The organism is Actinokineospora bangkokensis (genome assembly GCF_001940455.1).
GTDB classification, from domain to species: Bacteria; Actinomycetota; Actinomycetes; order Mycobacteriales; family Pseudonocardiaceae; genus Actinokineospora; species Actinokineospora bangkokensis.
This window is the reverse complement of the sequence record NZ_MKQR01000007.1, coordinates 514,541-529,205: the sequence shown is the minus strand read 5'-3', so window position 1 is coordinate 529,205 and position 14,665 is coordinate 514,541. Positions and strand designations below refer to the sequence as shown.

The following is a 14,665-nucleotide window of genomic DNA, read 5'->3' as shown; positions in this document are numbered from 1 at the left end:
GTGCGGGGGGCCTTGGACGCCCTCGACCTGCGCTCGTTCGCGACCCCGCTGGGTGAGTGGGCCGGCCCGTGCGTGTCAGGACGCCAGGAGGTGCGGTAGGCCGATCTGGTGGATGCCGGGGAGCCTGCCGGAGGTGGCGCTCTCCACGGTGGCGAGGATGGCCTCGGTGGTCTCGGCGTCGGTGAGCCAGCGGGTGCGGCCCGCGTACCCGAGGACGCCGAGCAGCACCTGGTGGGTGGGGTGGCCGGGCAGGTCCTCGACGTGCAGGGACGTGCCGCGGTGCACCTCCACGACGGGGGCGCCGTCGGCCAGGAGGGGGCTCACGGTCTCTGCCATGGCGCCGTGCAGGCCGTCGTGCGCCCAGACCACGAGCAGGTCGGCGGGGCCGCCGAGGGCGGCGGTGATGCGGCGGGGCAGGTCGGGGTCCGGGGCCGACCAGTTGGCCGGGACCCAGCGGACGTCCAGGTCGCCGGTGGTGGCCGGGTCGGGGCGGCGGCTGGGCAGCACCACCTGCCAGCCGTCCCCGGCCAGCGCCGCCGCCGTGCCGCTGAGGAGTCCGGTGCCGCCGATCACCAGTGCGCGCATGCCCTCGTCTCCCTTCGACGGAACGGGCATACCCGGCATCGGCGCCGTTCACACCTCAGCGGGCGGTGTAGCGCTCCTCGTGCAGCACCTCGGCCAGGGGGACCCGCGCGCGCCAGCCGTGCCGCTCCAGGTCCGGGACCTCCTGCAACCGGCGCACCGGGCCCAGGCACAGCCACGCCACCGGGCGGACGTGCGCGGGCATGCCGAGCAGGTCGCGCAGGTGCTCCTCGCGGTAGAAGCTGACCCAGCCCACGCCCAGGCCCTCGGCGGTCGCCGCCAGCCACAGGTTCTGGATGGCCAGCACCGACGAGTACAGCCCGGCGTCGGCGATGGCGTGCCGCCCCAACACCGCGGGCGACCCGCGCGTCGGGTCGTACCCGACCACGACCGACAGGGTGGACTCCAGGATGCCCTCGACCTTGATCCGGTCGAACGTCCGCGCCCGCTCCCCGCTCAGCGTGGCGGCGAACGCGGCCCGCTCGGCCAGCACGTGCTCCCGGAAGGCGGCCCGGGTGCCCACGTCGCGCACCAGGATGAAGTCCCACGGCTGGGTCATCCCCACGCTGGGCGCGTGGTGGGCGGCGGAGAGCACCCGGTGCAGCACGGCGTCGTCGACGGGCTCGCCGGTGAACTCGGCGCGCACGTCCCTGCGCCGCTGCACGACGTCGTAGAAGTCCACGGAAAGTGAGTGTAGGTCAGCTCTCCGGGCGTGGTGCTGGGTGGTTGGAGAGCGGCGTGGTTTCGTCTGGGGGTTCGGGGGCTTTCGTGGGTGGCCCGGTTGAGTGGATCCGCTTGGTCGGGGCCCCTACGGCGATCATGCGCTGCGGGCGGGAAAAGGCGGGCTGAAAAGACGCCCGCCCGTCCCGTTGGGTAGCACATGATCGCCTACCCCGACCAAGCGAATCCACCCAACCGGGCAGAGCCCGCTGTCCGGGCCAGCTTCGCGGGGTGGTCGCCTTTCCCTCGCAGCGGGACGCCCGACTGGGCTGCGCCTGCTGCGCGGGTCCGGTGTGGTGGGTGGGGCCTGTTCCCCGTCAGTGGGCGGCTTGGTTCCAAGTGGAGCCGAAGCCCACGGAGACGTCCAGGGGGACGTGGAGCTTGAAGGCGCCCGCCATCTGCTCGCGGACGAGGTGCTCGGCCTGGTCCCGCTCCCCGGGGGCGACGTCGAGGACGAGTTCGTCGTGGACCTGGAGGAGGACCTTGGTGTTGAGGCGCTGCTTCTTCAGTTCGCGCTGGACGTTGAGCATGGCGACCTTGATGATGTCGGCGGCGCTGCCCTGGATGGGGGCGTTGAGCGCCATGCGCTCGGCCATCTCGCGGCGTTGGCGGTTGTCGCTGGTGAGGTCGGGCAGGTAGCGCCTGCGGCCGAAGATGGTGGCGGTGTAGCCCTCCTTGCGGGCGCGCTCGACGACCTGGTGGAGGTAGTCGCGGACGCCGCCGAAGCCCTGGAAGTAGTCCTCCATCAGGGCGCGCGCCTCCTCGGTGGAGATGCGCAGCTGCTGGGACAGGCCGTAGGCGGACAGGCCGTAGGCCAGGCCGTAGTTCATCGCCTTGATCTTGGCGCGCTGCTCGCCGGTGACCGAGGTGGGGTCGACGCCGAACACGCGGGCGGCGGTGGCGGCGTGGAAGTCGAAGCCGGAGTTGAACGCCTCGATGAGCGCGGCGTCCTCGGACAGGTGGGCCATGATCCGCATCTCGATCTGGCTGTAGTCGGCGGTCAGCAGCGACTCGTGGCCCCGGCCGACGACGAAGGCGTCGCGGATGGTGCGGCCCGCCTCGGTGCGGATCGGGATGTTCTGCAGGTTCGGCTCGGTGGACGACAGCCTGCCGGTGGCGGCGATCGTCTGGTTGAACGTGGTGTGGATGCGGCCGTCGTCGGAGACCGACTTGATCAGGCCCTCGACCGTCACCCGCAGCCGGGTGGCGTCGCGGTGCTCGAGCATGTGCTTGAGGAACGGGTGCTCGGTCTGCTCGTAGAGGGTGGTCAGCGCCTCGGCGTCGGTGGTGTAGCCGGTCTTGGTGCGCTTGGTCTTGGGCATCTGCAGCTCGTCGAACAGCACCACCTGCAGCTGCTTGGGCGAGCCGAGGTTGATCTCCTTGCCGATCACGTCGAAGGCCGCCCGCTCGGCCGCGCGCACCCGGGCGCCGAACTCCGCCTCCAGCTCCTCGAGCCGGTCGACGTCGACCGCGATGCCCTCGGTCTCCAGCTCCGCGAGCACCCGCAGCAGCGGCAGCTCCATCTCGTGCAGCAGCTCCAGCTGACCGGTGTCGCGCAGCGCCGCGTCCAGCGCGTCGGCCAGCTCCGCGATCGCCCTGGCGCGCAGGATCTCCCCCGCGGCGACCTTGCGCTCGTCGTCGCCCTCCTCGTCCAGCAGCGACAGCTGCTGCTGGCCGTCGGCCTCCTCCACCCGCAGCTCGCGCTTGAGGTAGCGCAGCACCAGGTCGTCGAGGGTGAACGTGCGCTGCCCCGGGCGCACCAGGTACGCCGCCAGCGCGGTGTCGGTGGCCAGGCCGTGCAGCTCCCAGCCGCGGTGGCGCACGGCGTGCAGCGACCGCTTCACGTCGTGGCCGAGCTTGACCATCTCCGGGTCGGCCAGCCACGCGCTGAACGCGGTCTCGTCCTCCTCGGTGATCGCGGTGACGTCGACGAAGGCGCCGATCCCCGCCGCGGTCGCCAGCGCCACCGAGCGCAGCTCCACCGCCTGCCCGGACACCCCGGTGGAGACCTCGCGGAACGCCAGGCCGATGCGGGTGCCCGCCGGGGCGTGCCGGGCCAGCCACTCCCCCAGCTCACCGGGCTCCAGCGCGCCGCCGCTGACCTCGAAGCCCTCCTCGGCCTCCGGCTCGGCGGTGCTCAGCGTCTGGAACAGCCGGTCGCGCAGCACCCGGAACTCCAGCTCGTCGAACAGCCGGTGCACCGCGTCCCGGTCCCAGTCGCGCACCGCCAGGTCGGCCGGGCCCAGCTCCAGCGGGACGTCCCGGACCAGCTCGGTGAGCTGGCGGTTGAGCTGGACGTTGGCCAGGTTCGCCCGCAGCGCGTCGCCGACCTTGCCCTTGACCTCGTCCACCCGGTCGATCAGCGCACCGAGCGAGCCGAACTGCTGCATCCACTTGGTGATCGTCTTCTCGCCCACGCCCGGGATCTTGGGCAGGTTGTCGCTGGGGTCGCCGCGCAGCGCGGCGAAGTCCGGGTACTGGGTCGGGCTGACCCCGTACTTCTCCTGCACCGCGTCCGGGGTGAACCTGGCCAGCTCGGAGACGCCCTTGACCGGGTAGAGCACGGTGACCTTGTCGTTGACCAGCTGCAGGGCGTCGCGGTCGCCGGTGCAGATGGACACGTCCATGCCGTCGGCGGTGGCCGAGGTGGTCAGCGTGGCGATGAGGTCGTCGGCCTCGTACTGGTCCTTCTCCAGGGTGGGGATGTTCAGCGCCCCCAGCACGTCCTTGATCAGGCTGACCTGGCCGCGGAACTCGTCCGGGCTGGAGGACCGGTTGGCCTTGTACTCGGCGTAGGCCTCGCTGCGGAAGGTCTGCCTGGACACGTCGAAGCACACCGCCAGGTGGGTGGGCGCCTCGTCGCGCAGCAGGTTGATCAGCATCGAGGTGAAGCCGTAGACGGCGTTGGTGTGCTGGCCCGTGCCGGTCTGGAAGTTCTCCTTGGGCAGGGCGAAGAAGGCCCGGTACGCCATCGAGTGCCCATCGATGAGCAGGAGGCGGCGGGCGGCGGTCTGCGTGCGGGTGGGGCGGGTCTGCGTCTTGGCGGGCACGTCGGCGAGTCTAGGGTGGGCCACCGACAGCCCCGTGAGCGCCGGGGGCCGCGTCACCCGTCAGGAGGGCCCATGACCAGCACCGCCGACCCGTCCAAGCTGCCCGGGGTCCTCCCGGAGGTCGCCGACCAGCTCCTCGCGGACAAGCTGGGCATCGAGGTCACCGACTGGACCAAGGACAGGCTCGTGGCGACCATGCCGGTCGCGGGCAACCTCCAGCCGTACGGGCTGCTGCACGGCGGGGCGAACGCGGTGCTGGCCGAGACGCTGGGGTCGATCGGGGCCGCGCTCAACGCCCCGGAGGGCAAGGTCGTCGTCGGCCTGGAGCTGTCCTGCACGCACCACCGCGCGGCGCGCGACGGGGTGGTGACGGCGGTGTGCACGCCGCTGCACCTCGGGCGCAGCACCTCCACGTTCGAGATCGTGGTGACCGACGGCGCGGGCAAGCGGACGTGCACGGCGCGGCTGACCTGCGTCGCGGTGGACAAGGCGCCGGGCGCCAGGTGACGCGGGAGGCCCGCCACCCCTGGCGGGTGGCGGGCCTCCCGGCACCGGTGGTGCTGTCAGTCCTCGCCCAGGTACGCCGAGCGGACGCGCTCGTCGGCGAGGAGCTCGGTGCCCGGCCCGTCGAGGGTCGTGGCGCCGAGGTCGATCACGTACCCGCGGTCGGACAGGGCCAGCGCGGCCAGGGCGTTCTGCTCGACGAGCAGGATGGTGGTGCCCTGGGACTGCAACTCCTTGATGGTGTCGAAGATGCGCTGGGTCATGATCGGGGACAGGCCCATCGAGGGCTCGTCGAGCATGAGCAGGCGCGGTCGCGACATCATCGCCCGGCCGATGGCGAGCATCTGCTGCTCGCCGCCGGAGAACAGCCCCGCCTTCTGGTGGCGGCGCTCGCCGAGGACGGGGAACAGCTCGTAGACGTTCTTCATGTCCGCCTGCACGGCCGCGTCGTCGTCGCGGGTGTAGGCGCCGAGCTGCAGGTTCTCCTCGACCGTCATCCGCCCGAAGGTGCGGCGGCCCTCCGGGCAGTGCGCGATGCCCAGGTTGAGCACGGTGTGCGCGGGCAGGCCGGAGATCTCCCTGCCCTCCAGCTTCACCGTGCCCGCGCGGGGCTTGAGCAGGCCGGACACGGTGCGCAGGGTGGTCGTCTTGCCCGCGCCGTTCGCGCCGATGAGGCTGACGATCTGCCCCTCCTCGACCACGAACGACACGTCGCGCACCGCCTCGATGGCGCCGTAGGCGACGCTGAGGCCGGAGACCTCCAGCATCGGGCTCATGACCGCTCCCCCTTGTCGTGCTCGACCGCCGCGGCCGCCTCGCGCACCTCGGCCTCGACCTCCTCCGGCGGTTTGCCCAGGTAGGCCTCGATGACCCGCGGGTCGGCCCGGACGACCTCCGGCGAGCCCTCCACCAGCAGCTCGCCCTGGACCAGCACGCAGACCCGGTCGCACAGGCTGAAGATGAACTTGATGTCGTGCTCGATGACCACGACCGACACCCCGGACTCGCGGATCGCGAAGATCAGCTGCCGGGTGGCCTCGGTCTCCTGCGGGTTCATGCCCGCGGTCGGCTCGTCGAGCAGCAGCACCTTCGGGTCGGTGGCCAGCGCGCGGGCGATCTCCAGCCTGCGCTGGTCGCCGTAGGGCAGGTTGCGCGCGACCTCGTTCTCCGAGCGGGTGAGCCCGACGAACTCCAGCAGCTCGCGCGAGCGCTCCCTGGCCGCGGCCTCCCCGCGCTTGAACGCGGGCAGCCGCAGCAGCGTCGACACCGGGTCCTGCTTCATCCGGCTGTGCCGCCCGACCATGACGTTCTCCAGCACCGTCATGTTCGGGAACAGCCGGATGTTCTGGAAGGTCCTGGCCACCCCGGCGATGGTCACGTGCGCGGGGTCGTTCGGCATGACCGACCCGTCCAGCAGCACCCGGCCGCGGGTCGGGGTGTACAGGCCGGTGAGGCAGTTGAAGAAGGTCGTCTTGCCCGCGCCGTTCGGCCCGATCAGGCCGACGATCTGGCCCTCCTCCAGGGTGAGCGAGACGTCGTTGAGCGCGGTGAGGCCACCGAAGACCATGGTGACGCCCTGGGCCTGCAGCACGGCGGGCCGGGGGGCCGCCTCGTGGGCGAACGCGGTCACGCCGTGCCCCCCTTCGGCGGGGCCAGCGGCTCGTGCTCTGCCACGACCTGCTCCTCCTCTTCCTCGATCGACTTGCCGTCGGCGGTCTCCCCCGCCAGTTCCGCCCGCCGCACCCGGTCGGGCACCAGGCCCTGCGGCCGGAACCGCATGATCAGGATGAGCGCGAGGCCGAAGATCAGCAGCCGGGCGTCGTTGAACTCGCGCAGCTTCTCCGGCAGCACGAACAGCAGCGAGGCGCCGAGCACCGCGCCGGGGATGGTGCCCATGCCGCCGAGGATGACCGCGGCGAGCAGGGTGACCGACTCCAGGAACTTGAAGCTGTCGTAGGAGGCCAGGGTGAGCTTGTGGGCGAAGATCGCGCCCGCCAGGCCCGCCAGGGTGGCCCCGGCGAGGAAGGCGAGGATCTTGGCCTTGCCGGTCATGATGCCCATGGCCCTGGCGGCGTCCTCGTCCTCGCGGATGGCGATCCACGCGCGGCCGATGCGGCTGGCCTTGAGGTTGGCGAACACCGCCATGATGAGGCCGACGACCAGCACGATGAGGAAGTAGTACAGCACGCCGCCGGGCAGCTCCACGCCGAAGACGGTGATCGCCTGGTTGAACGCGGTGTTGCCGATGGAGACCTCGGGGATGCCCGGGATGGCGTTGGAGCCGCCGGTCAGGCCGCCGATGTCGTTCTGCGCGGACCGGGTGAAGATCTCACCGAAGGCCAGCGTCACGATCGCCAGGTAGTCACCGCGCACGCGCAGCGTCGGGGAGCCGACGATGGCGCCGATGACACCGGCGATGACCGCCGCGATCAGCGCCGCCACCGGGAACGGCACGTACCAGCCGAGCCCGGCCGAGACCGCGCCGGACAGGTTCGCCGCGACGAACGCGCCGATGCCCATGAACGCCACGTACCCGAGGTCGAGCAGGCCCGCGAGGCCGACGACGATGTTGAGGCCGATGGCGGTGGCCGCGTACACGCCGATGGTGGTCGCCACCGTCATCCAGTACTCGGTGCCCGCGTCGGTCAGCGGCAGCGCCACCGCGCAGAGCACCAGCACGACGATGGAGAACGCCCGGTGCCGCTCGGACAGCGCCGACACCCAGCGCGCCGCGCCCAACCCGCTCAGCGCGCCGAGCAGGCCGCCGGCCATGCCCAGGAACGCCAGGAAGATCGGACCGGCGTACGGGTTGGCCGCGCCGCCGGTGCCGCCCGCGGTGAGCATGCTCGCCACCAGCCACAGCACGCCCGCGAACGCGACGAGCAGCGACAGGTAGGCCACCCAGACGGGCACCTCGGTGGTGTAGTGCGGCACCTCGGAGACACCGGTGGCCTGCGCGCCCAGCACGATGAGGGCACCGGCGACCACGCCGACGACGGAGCCGAAGGCGGTGACGCCGTCCGCGGCGGTGATGGCGCCGAGGCCACCGCCCGCGCGGGTCATGAAGATGGCGCTGATCAGCGAGATCGCCAGCACGCCCCAGCCCAGCGCGCGGATCGCGCGCACCCGGCCGGGGATGCGGGTGACGAAGGTCAGCACCACCGCGGCCAGGCCGAGCAGCTGCACGTGCAGCCGGTAGCCCTCCAGGGCGAACGGCGCGTCGAAGAACTGCAGGGTGGCCTGGGCCGGGTAGAACCCGTCGTTGAACTGGAAGGTCACCCAGGGCAGCAGCGCCGCGACGATCGCGAGCACACCACCGGCGGCGGTGAACGGGGTGCCGAGCGAGCTCGGCAGGGTCAGCTTGCTGTTCTTGGTCACGCGCGCACCCTCTCGGCCTCGCCGAACAGGCCCTGCGGTCGGAAGACCAGGACCAGGATCAGCACGACGAAGATCCAGACGTAGTCGTACTGGGTCCCGCCGGGCATGTACTGCCCGCCGAGTGTCTTGATCAGGCCGATGATGAACGCGCCGACGACCGCCCCGCGCAGGCTGCCGATGCCGCCGAGGACGGCGGCGGTGAAGGCGAAGATGCCGTTCTGGAAGCCGATCGAGTTGTCGACGTTGGTGATGTCGACGCCGTAGAGCACGCCCGCCACGCCCGCGAGGGCCGCGCCGAGCAGGAACGTCAGCACGATCACCCGGTTGGGGTTGATGCCCATCAGCCGGGCGGTGTCCGGGTCCTGCGCGGTGGCCCGCATCGCCCGGCCCATCTTCGAGCGGTTGATGTAGGTCTGCAGGACCAGCGACAGCACGATCGACACCACGATCAGCAGCAGCTGCGAGGCGCGGATGCTGACCCCGCCGATGCCGATCTGGGCGTTGACGAAGGCCTTGGGGAAGGGCTGGGCGGCGTCGGCGTCCGGGTAGAAGATCCGGATGGCCTCCTGCAGGACGATCGAGACGCCCAGCGCGGTGATGAGCGGGGCGAGCCGGGACCCGCCGCGCAGGGGCCGGTAGGCGAAGCGCTCCATGACCAGCGCGACCACCACCGACACGACCATGCCGCCGATGATCATCAGCGGCAGGGAGACGTACCAGTCGTCCCGCCACGAGGCGGGCAGGAGCCACCGGTACACGGCCAGGCCGCCGAAGGCGCCGACCATGAAGACCTCGCCGTGGGCGAAGTTGATGAGCTGGATGATGCCGTACACCATCGTGTAGCCGAGGGCGATCAGCCCGATCGTGGCTCCCAAGGCGATGCCGTTGGCAATCTGCTGCAACAGCGTCGTCACATCTACCTCCGTACGCGGTGGGGGTGGGCTGTTCGCCCACCCCCACCGTGTGTGTCCTGGTCTCGTGGACCGGTTGTGCCGTCGGGTCAGCCGTTGTAGGTGCCGGTCTGGGCCGAGACCCACTTGCCGCCGGAGACGCTGTAGACGGTCAGGACCTTGTTGGTGCTGTCGCCGAACTCGTCGAAGGAGATGCTGCCGGTCGCGCCCTGGCCGTTGTACTTGGCCATCGCGGAGAGCACGTCGGCGCGCTTGTCGGCGCTCCAGTCACCGCCGTTGAGGGCGGTGGCCACCGAGCCGATGATGGCGTTGGCGGCGTCGTAGGAGAACGCGCCGTAGGCGGCGAAGGCCTCCTTGTAGCCCGCGGCGGTGTAGGCGTCGACGAACGCCTTGGCGCTGTCGAGCTCCTCGGTCGGCGCGCCGACGGAGGTGGCGTAGTCGCCCTCCTTGCCGCCCAGGTCGATGTACTTCTGGTCGAAGATGCCGTCGCCGCCCATGACCGGGATGTTGAGGCCCTTGTCCTTGAGCTGCTTGGAGAACGGACCGGCCTGCGGGTACTGGCCGCCGAAGTACACCGCGTCGGGGGCCTGCGGCTTGATGGTGTCGATCACGCTGGAGAAGTCGGTGTCCTTCTCGCCGACCTTCTGGCGGGTGACGACGGTGGCGCCGAGCGACTGGGCCTTCTCGGCGAAGGCGGTGGCCAGGCCCTCGCCGTAGGTCAGGCCGTCGGTGACGATGGCGATCTTCTTCTTGCCCTGCTTGGAGACCAGGAAGTCCGCCGCGTAGGGGCCCTGCAGCGAGTCGACGGTGCAGGTGCGGAAGTAGGTCGGGTACGGCCGCTTCGGGGAGGCCGGGTTGTCGCCCTTGGTCAGCGAGTCGCTCGTGTTGGCCGGGGAGACCTCGACGATGCTCTTCTGCGCCAGGATGGGCTGGATGGACTGGCCGACCGAGGAGTTCAGCGGGCCGACGACGCCGATGAGGTTCGCGTCCTGGGACAGCTTGGTGGCCGCCTGGGCGCCCTTCTGCGGGTTCTTCTCGTCGTCCTCGGCCTGCAGGGCGATCTTGTAGCCCTTGATGGCGCACTTCTCGTTGGCCTGCTTGACCGCGAGGTCGGCGGAGTTCTGGATGCCCTTGCCCAGCGCCGACAGCTCGCCGGTCAGCGGCGAGACGAGCCCGAGCACCAGGGTGCCCTTGCTGGTGTCGCAGCTGCCCGCGCCCCCGGCGGCGGACCCGTTGGACTCGGTCTTGTTCGTGCCACAGGCAGCGAGCAGCAGCGCGCCCGCGACCAACGCCGTGGCCTTCACCGTCAGGTTACGCACGTGAGGTCCCTTCTCGATCCACCCGGACCGCTCGCGCGAGCCGTTCCGGGCGCAGCCCGGCCTGTTGGCGGGCTGGGGTGAAGCTAATGACCCCGGGCAGCGGAGTCACGCACCGGGCGACCTCGTGATCAGACTGCAACCGAATGGGTGTCCACTTGTTCGCTCGCCGGACGGAACGCTGAATTCCCGGAGTGTTCCCGCGCTGTCTGGGAACGGGTCCCGCACCGGGAGTGGTGGGCCGCCTACCGTGGCCGACGTGCGGAAGAGCAGGCGGGCGGCGGCCGTGGTGATCGGCGCGGGGCTGCTCGCGGCCGCGGTCGCGGTGCTGCGCGTCGACGGGGAAAACGGGCAGCGGGAACCGGTCGAACGGACAGCGCCCGACCGCGTCCAGCGCTACCACTCCGATTTCGTGATATCGCCGGAACCGGTTGCCGAACCGCGGCCGCCGACCGGCCTGGTGGCGTTCCCCGGGCCCGGTCGCATTCGCTTGGATTGGGCCGGGGCGGTTCCCGGGGGCGCCGCGCCGCCGGGTGCGGCGGGGTACGAGGTGCGCCTCGGTGAACGCACCCGGTTGGTCACAGCACCCTCGACCGAGTTCACCGGATTACCCGATGGTGTGAATTTCACGGCGGAAGTCCGCTCTGTGGATGCTTTCGGCAGGCGCTCGGACCCCGCCGTGGTGCGAGCCGCCGCGGGAGCGGAGCAGGCGGGGTGGCGCGCCGGGCTGACGGGGCTGCTCGACGAGTTCCCCGGCGGTCGCAACACCGGCTGGCACGTGCTGGGCTACCCCGGGTGCGTCGACGTCGGCGCGCCCGCCGAGGGCGAGCGGGGCCTGCCCGTCGTGCTGGGCTGCGGCGCCGACGAAGCGGTGCTGCGCGCCCCGCGCCCCCTGGTGGTCGAGGGCGGCAACGCCAGGTTCGCCCTGCTCACCGACGCCGCCGGCCCCGGCGGCAGGCTCACGGTCGACCTGGTGCCCGGCCGCGTCGACCGGGTGGCCCCCGGCACCCCCGGCGCCCTGCGCGTGGTGGTCGACGACCAGGGCGTCCGCATCGGCGACGGCCCCGTGCGGGAGGCACCGCTGCGCGGCGCGGGCGTGGCGACCCGGTTCGAGGTGGTGCTGACCCCGCAGGGCGTGGAGGTGTCGCAGGACGGGCGCACCGTGGCCACCTCATCGACCCCCGCGGGTTGGGCGCAGGCCTACCCCGTGGTGTCGATGCGCGGGCCCCAGGGCCAGCACAGCCGCGTCCACCTCGTCGCCGCGGGCTTCACCGGCCCGGTCGTCGCCGTGCCCGCGGTCGTCGAGGTCCCGGTCAACCCCACCACCCGGCGCGTGCTGTCGACCGCCGACCCGCTGCCCGCAGGCGGCTTCCCCACCCGCTCGCCCCTGCTCGGCTCGCGCTCGGCTCGCCTCGTCGTCACGCTCACGGCAGGAACCGGGCTCGACCCGGGCACGTTGGTCGCCCAGATCGGGCAGGTGCAGGTGCCGCTCACCCCAGCCTTGCCGACAGCCAGTGGTTACCTAACCGCATCGGGTGATCTTCCTTCGACACTACTGGGCGCACAAACCCTGACCCCACTGGTGATCCGCTCCGCCTCCCCCGGCGACGGCACCGTCGTGCAGGAGGTCTACGCGGAGGCGGACGCGGCGCCACAAGCAGCCCAGCCGCAGGCCCGCTCGAACGACCGCAGGCCCGGCGTGGACCCCCTCCCCCAGCCCACGATCACCCTGGGTGACGCCTCGGGTGCGCAACTACCGGGCGCGGTGCCGCAGGTCGCCCCCGGCCGCCTGCTGGTCACCGTCCGGGTCGACGGCGCGGCGGCGTCCTGGGCCACCGGGTCGAGCGCGGGCGTGGACGGCTGGGAACTGGAGGTGGACGGCAGGCAGGCCCTGGGCGTCCCGACCGCACTGGGCGGCCCGGGGGGGGCGGCACCTACGCCGTGCCGCTCGCGCTCACCGGCTTCGCGCAGGGCAAGCACACCCTGCGCGTGCGCGTGTCCGGTGTGGACGGCACGACCACCCGGGCCGACCGCGAGTTCACCCTGGGGTGATCAGGTGATGTTCTCCACCACGGCCTCGGCGACGGCCTTCATCGTCGTCCGCCGGTCCATCGCCGTGCGCTGGATCCACCGGAACGCCTCCGGCTCGGACAACCCCTGCTTGGTCATCAGCAGCCCCTTGGCCCGCTCGATGACCTTGCGCGTCTCCAGCCGCTCGGTCAGCCCGGCGACCTCCTGCTCCAGCGCGCTCAGCTCCGAGAACCGGCTCACCGCCAGCTCGATCGCGGGCACCAGGTCGTGCTTGGCGAACGGCTTGACCAGGTACGCCATCGCCCCCGCGTCCCGCGCCCGCTCCACCAGGTCCCGCTGCGAGAACGCCGTCAGCATCACCACCGGCGCGATCCGGTCCTTCGCGATCGAGGTCGCCGCGTCGATGCCGTCCATCCTCGGCATCTTCACGTCCATGATCACCAGGTCCGGCCGCAGCTCCCCCGCCAGCCGCACGGCCTCCTCGCCGTCCCCGGCCTCCCCCGCGACCTCGTACCCCTCCTCGCGCAGCATCTCCACGAGGTCGAGCCGGATGAGCGCCTCATCCTCCGCAACGAGCACCCGCCGAGTCGGGGCCTGCTGGGCCTCGGCAGCCAGGTCGGTCACCGGGGTCCTCCAATGACTAGTGCGAGCGAAACCGAGCTTGCAGCTTACCGCCGCCCAACCCCCCACCGCCGCCCCGAGGACGTGATCGCGCTGACACCCAACCCGCTCCCGCCCCTCCCCCCGGCGATCGCGTAGAGTCCACCCCCGCACGCCCCCGTAGCCCAACCGGCAGAGGCAGCGGACTCAAAATCCGTCCAGTGTGCGTTCGAATCGCACCGGGGGCACTCCCTGCTTGCACAATGCCCGTCACCTGCGCATTCCCCGTGTTCGCCGTGGTCGCGCAGACGCCTATGACCGGGGCTGTGTGTTGAGCGATGCGATGGCCGATGTCCCCGATCGGGTGGTTCTCGGCGGGCAGGACGGCGCTGATGGTGGCCTGGTGGGTGCTGTGGTGGATGTGCACGGTCAGCTGGGTCAGGGTGAACAGCCTGTCGAGCAGGGCGGCGGGTGCGCGGTGCAGGTTGGCCGCCAGGTGGGGCAGGGTGTCGAGCAGGTACGTCGGCGTCCTCGGATGCGTCACGTCCACGGCAGTCACAGCCTCAACGTAGGAGGCACTCGGAAGAGCTGTGCTCGGATCAACCTGCACCACCGCCGCCTACCTGACCCTCAGCCTCGTCACCCAGTCCGGCCTGGAAGCAGGCGACATCAAGCTCGCCGCCGTCCTCGCCACCGCAACCGCCTACCTCAGCTGGCCCACACTGCTCGCCAGCCAACTCCTCAGCTGGACCGTGCTCGCCGCCTCCACCAACCTCGGGCGCGCCCGCGAACTACCAGCCGAGCCAGCGCTCCTGTTGGGCGCCTTCCTCACCATGACCGCGGGGCTCGAACTCTCCACACCTTCTTGAGCTAGCGTCACTCCGTTGGATCACCCGCCCTCAACCGCGTCGGCTTGCCCGGCGATGCTCGTCAGTACCCCCGTAACGGATGACGGCGTCAAGCCGTCGAGCACCGCGTGTGCACCAGCACTCGTCAACTGCTCCAGAGACGTTGAGCCAGTCGCCACGCCGACCACTGACGCACCGGCGGCCAGGGCAGCGTGCACATCGTTCTCCGTGTCCCCGATCAGGACCGTCCGAGCACCTGGGAATCTTGCACCGGTTGCCTCTTCCGCGCGCTGCCGAGCAATCTGAACCAGGTCGGCCCGCTCATCGGCGTCATCTCCGTACGATCCGAGTTGCAGGTCGAACGTGCTGGCGAGACCGAAAGTCTCCAACTTCACCTCAGCCACCCGTCGCAGATTGCCTGTCAGGACAGATTGCAGCACCCAGGGCAGTCGCGACACGGCATCTAGGGTCTCCTGCACGCCGGGAAGGACACGCCCCACTGTCGCCAGGTCGTGCCGATGACCTTCATACTGCTCAACCAAAGCTTCCGCGTAAGCGCGAACGTTGTGATCCCCGCAGTCGACGTCGTTCAAGGCGAGATTGTCTCGCATGATTTGGAATTCAGTCCGACCACTGATGACCGCGAACTGAGCCTGGTCTTTACCGGCCACGGATCTGAACGCTTGCGCGGACAACCTGCTGCCGACACCGCGAGTCTCCAGCAG

The 14,665-nt window shown here is 71.1% G+C and carries 13 protein-coding genes and 1 tRNA gene; 3 read left to right on the top strand and 11 right to left on the bottom strand.

The features are described from left to right. Positions 1-75: 75 nt before the first annotated feature. From BJP25_RS06795 to polA, 3 genes are all read right to left on the bottom strand, one after another. A complete protein-coding gene (locus BJP25_RS06795) occupies positions 76-585 on the bottom strand; it encodes a Rossmann-fold NAD(P)-binding domain-containing protein (RefSeq protein WP_075973883.1) in 510 nt (169 codons plus the stop codon). A gap of 55 nt (positions 586-640) precedes the next feature. After that, positions 641-1,264: a 5,6-dimethylbenzimidazole synthase gene (bluB, locus tag BJP25_RS06790; protein WP_075973882.1), complete on the bottom strand. Its 624-nt coding sequence runs from the start codon at positions 1,262-1,264 to the stop codon at positions 641-643. 355 nt (positions 1,265-1,619) lie between these two features. After that, entirely contained in the window at positions 1,620-4,352 is a 2,733-nt protein-coding gene (gene polA / locus BJP25_RS06785; protein WP_198943364.1) for a DNA polymerase I, read from the bottom strand. 72 nt (positions 4,353-4,424) lie between these two features. Between polA and BJP25_RS06780 the strand changes: the two genes are divergently transcribed. Then, a complete protein-coding gene (locus BJP25_RS06780; RefSeq protein WP_075973881.1) occupies positions 4,425-4,859 on the top strand; it encodes a hotdog fold thioesterase in 435 nt (144 codons plus the stop codon). A gap of 56 nt (positions 4,860-4,915) precedes the next feature. Here the strand turns inward: BJP25_RS06780 and BJP25_RS06775 are convergent, their stop codons facing one another. From BJP25_RS06775 to BJP25_RS06745, 7 genes are all read right to left on the bottom strand, one after another. Continuing rightward, positions 4,916-5,632 carry an ABC transporter ATP-binding protein gene (locus BJP25_RS06775; RefSeq protein ID WP_075973880.1) on the bottom strand — a complete coding sequence of 239 codons (717 nt, stop codon included), beginning with the start codon at positions 5,630-5,632 and terminating at the stop codon, positions 4,916-4,918. Continuing rightward, positions 5,629-6,486: an ABC transporter ATP-binding protein gene (locus BJP25_RS06770; RefSeq protein WP_075973879.1), complete on the bottom strand. Its 858-nt coding sequence runs from the start codon at positions 6,484-6,486 to the stop codon at positions 5,629-5,631. Before BJP25_RS06770 ends, BJP25_RS06775 begins: the two co-directional genes overlap by 4 nt. Continuing rightward, the gene (locus tag BJP25_RS06765) at positions 6,483-8,234 is read right to left on the bottom strand and encodes a branched-chain amino acid ABC transporter permease (protein ID WP_075973878.1); all 1,752 of its coding nucleotides are present in this window, start codon (positions 8,232-8,234) and stop codon (positions 6,483-6,485) included. Before BJP25_RS06765 ends, BJP25_RS06770 begins: the two co-directional genes overlap by 4 nt. Further along, positions 8,231-9,148 (bottom strand): branched-chain amino acid ABC transporter permease, encoded by a 918-nt coding sequence (locus BJP25_RS06760; protein ID WP_075973877.1) that lies wholly within the window; start codon positions 9,146-9,148, stop codon positions 8,231-8,233. Before BJP25_RS06760 ends, BJP25_RS06765 begins: the two co-directional genes overlap by 4 nt. Before the next feature lie 86 nt (positions 9,149-9,234). Then, positions 9,235-10,464, bottom strand: coding sequence for a branched-chain amino acid ABC transporter substrate-binding protein (locus tag BJP25_RS06755; RefSeq protein ID WP_075973876.1), 1,230 nt, complete (start codon positions 10,462-10,464; stop codon positions 9,235-9,237). Positions 10,465-11,661: 1,197 nt separating this feature from the next. Beyond that, positions 11,662-11,889, bottom strand: coding sequence for a hypothetical protein (locus BJP25_RS06750; protein WP_075973875.1), 228 nt, complete (start codon positions 11,887-11,889; stop codon positions 11,662-11,664). A gap of 624 nt (positions 11,890-12,513) precedes the next feature. After that, positions 12,514-13,116 (bottom strand): ANTAR domain-containing response regulator, encoded by a 603-nt coding sequence (locus tag BJP25_RS06745; protein ID WP_075973874.1) that lies wholly within the window; start codon positions 13,114-13,116, stop codon positions 12,514-12,516. A gap of 150 nt (positions 13,117-13,266) precedes the next feature. On the opposite strand from BJP25_RS06745, the gene BJP25_RS06740 reads away from it, so the two are divergent. Together BJP25_RS06740 and BJP25_RS06730 are read left to right on the top strand one after the other, a co-directional pair. Next, positions 13,267-13,340, top strand: a tRNA-Leu gene (locus BJP25_RS06740). 342 nt (positions 13,341-13,682) lie between these two features. After that, positions 13,683-13,961 carry a hypothetical protein gene (locus BJP25_RS06730; protein WP_075973872.1) on the top strand — a complete coding sequence of 93 codons (279 nt, stop codon included), beginning with the start codon at positions 13,683-13,685 and terminating at the stop codon, positions 13,959-13,961. Between the two features lie 20 nt (positions 13,962-13,981). On the opposite strand, the gene BJP25_RS06725 is transcribed toward BJP25_RS06730, so the two are convergent. Beyond that, positions 13,982-14,665: HAD hydrolase-like protein (locus BJP25_RS06725; RefSeq protein ID WP_075973871.1), on the bottom strand; the 684-nt coding region annotated here is incomplete at its 5' end.

Excerpts from the sequence above, each read along its gene's own strand:
- BJP25_RS06795 (WP_075973883.1), bottom strand. The coding sequence starts at position 585 with ATGCGCGCACTGGTGATCGGCGGCACCGGACTCCTCAGCGGCACGGCG.
- BJP25_RS06780 (WP_075973881.1), top strand. The coding sequence starts at position 4,425 with ATGACCAGCACCGCCGACCCGTCCAAGCTGCCCGGGGTCCTCCCGGAG.
- BJP25_RS06775 (WP_075973880.1), bottom strand. The coding sequence starts at position 5,632 with ATGAGCCCGATGCTGGAGGTCTCCGGCCTCAGCGTCGCCTACGGCGCC.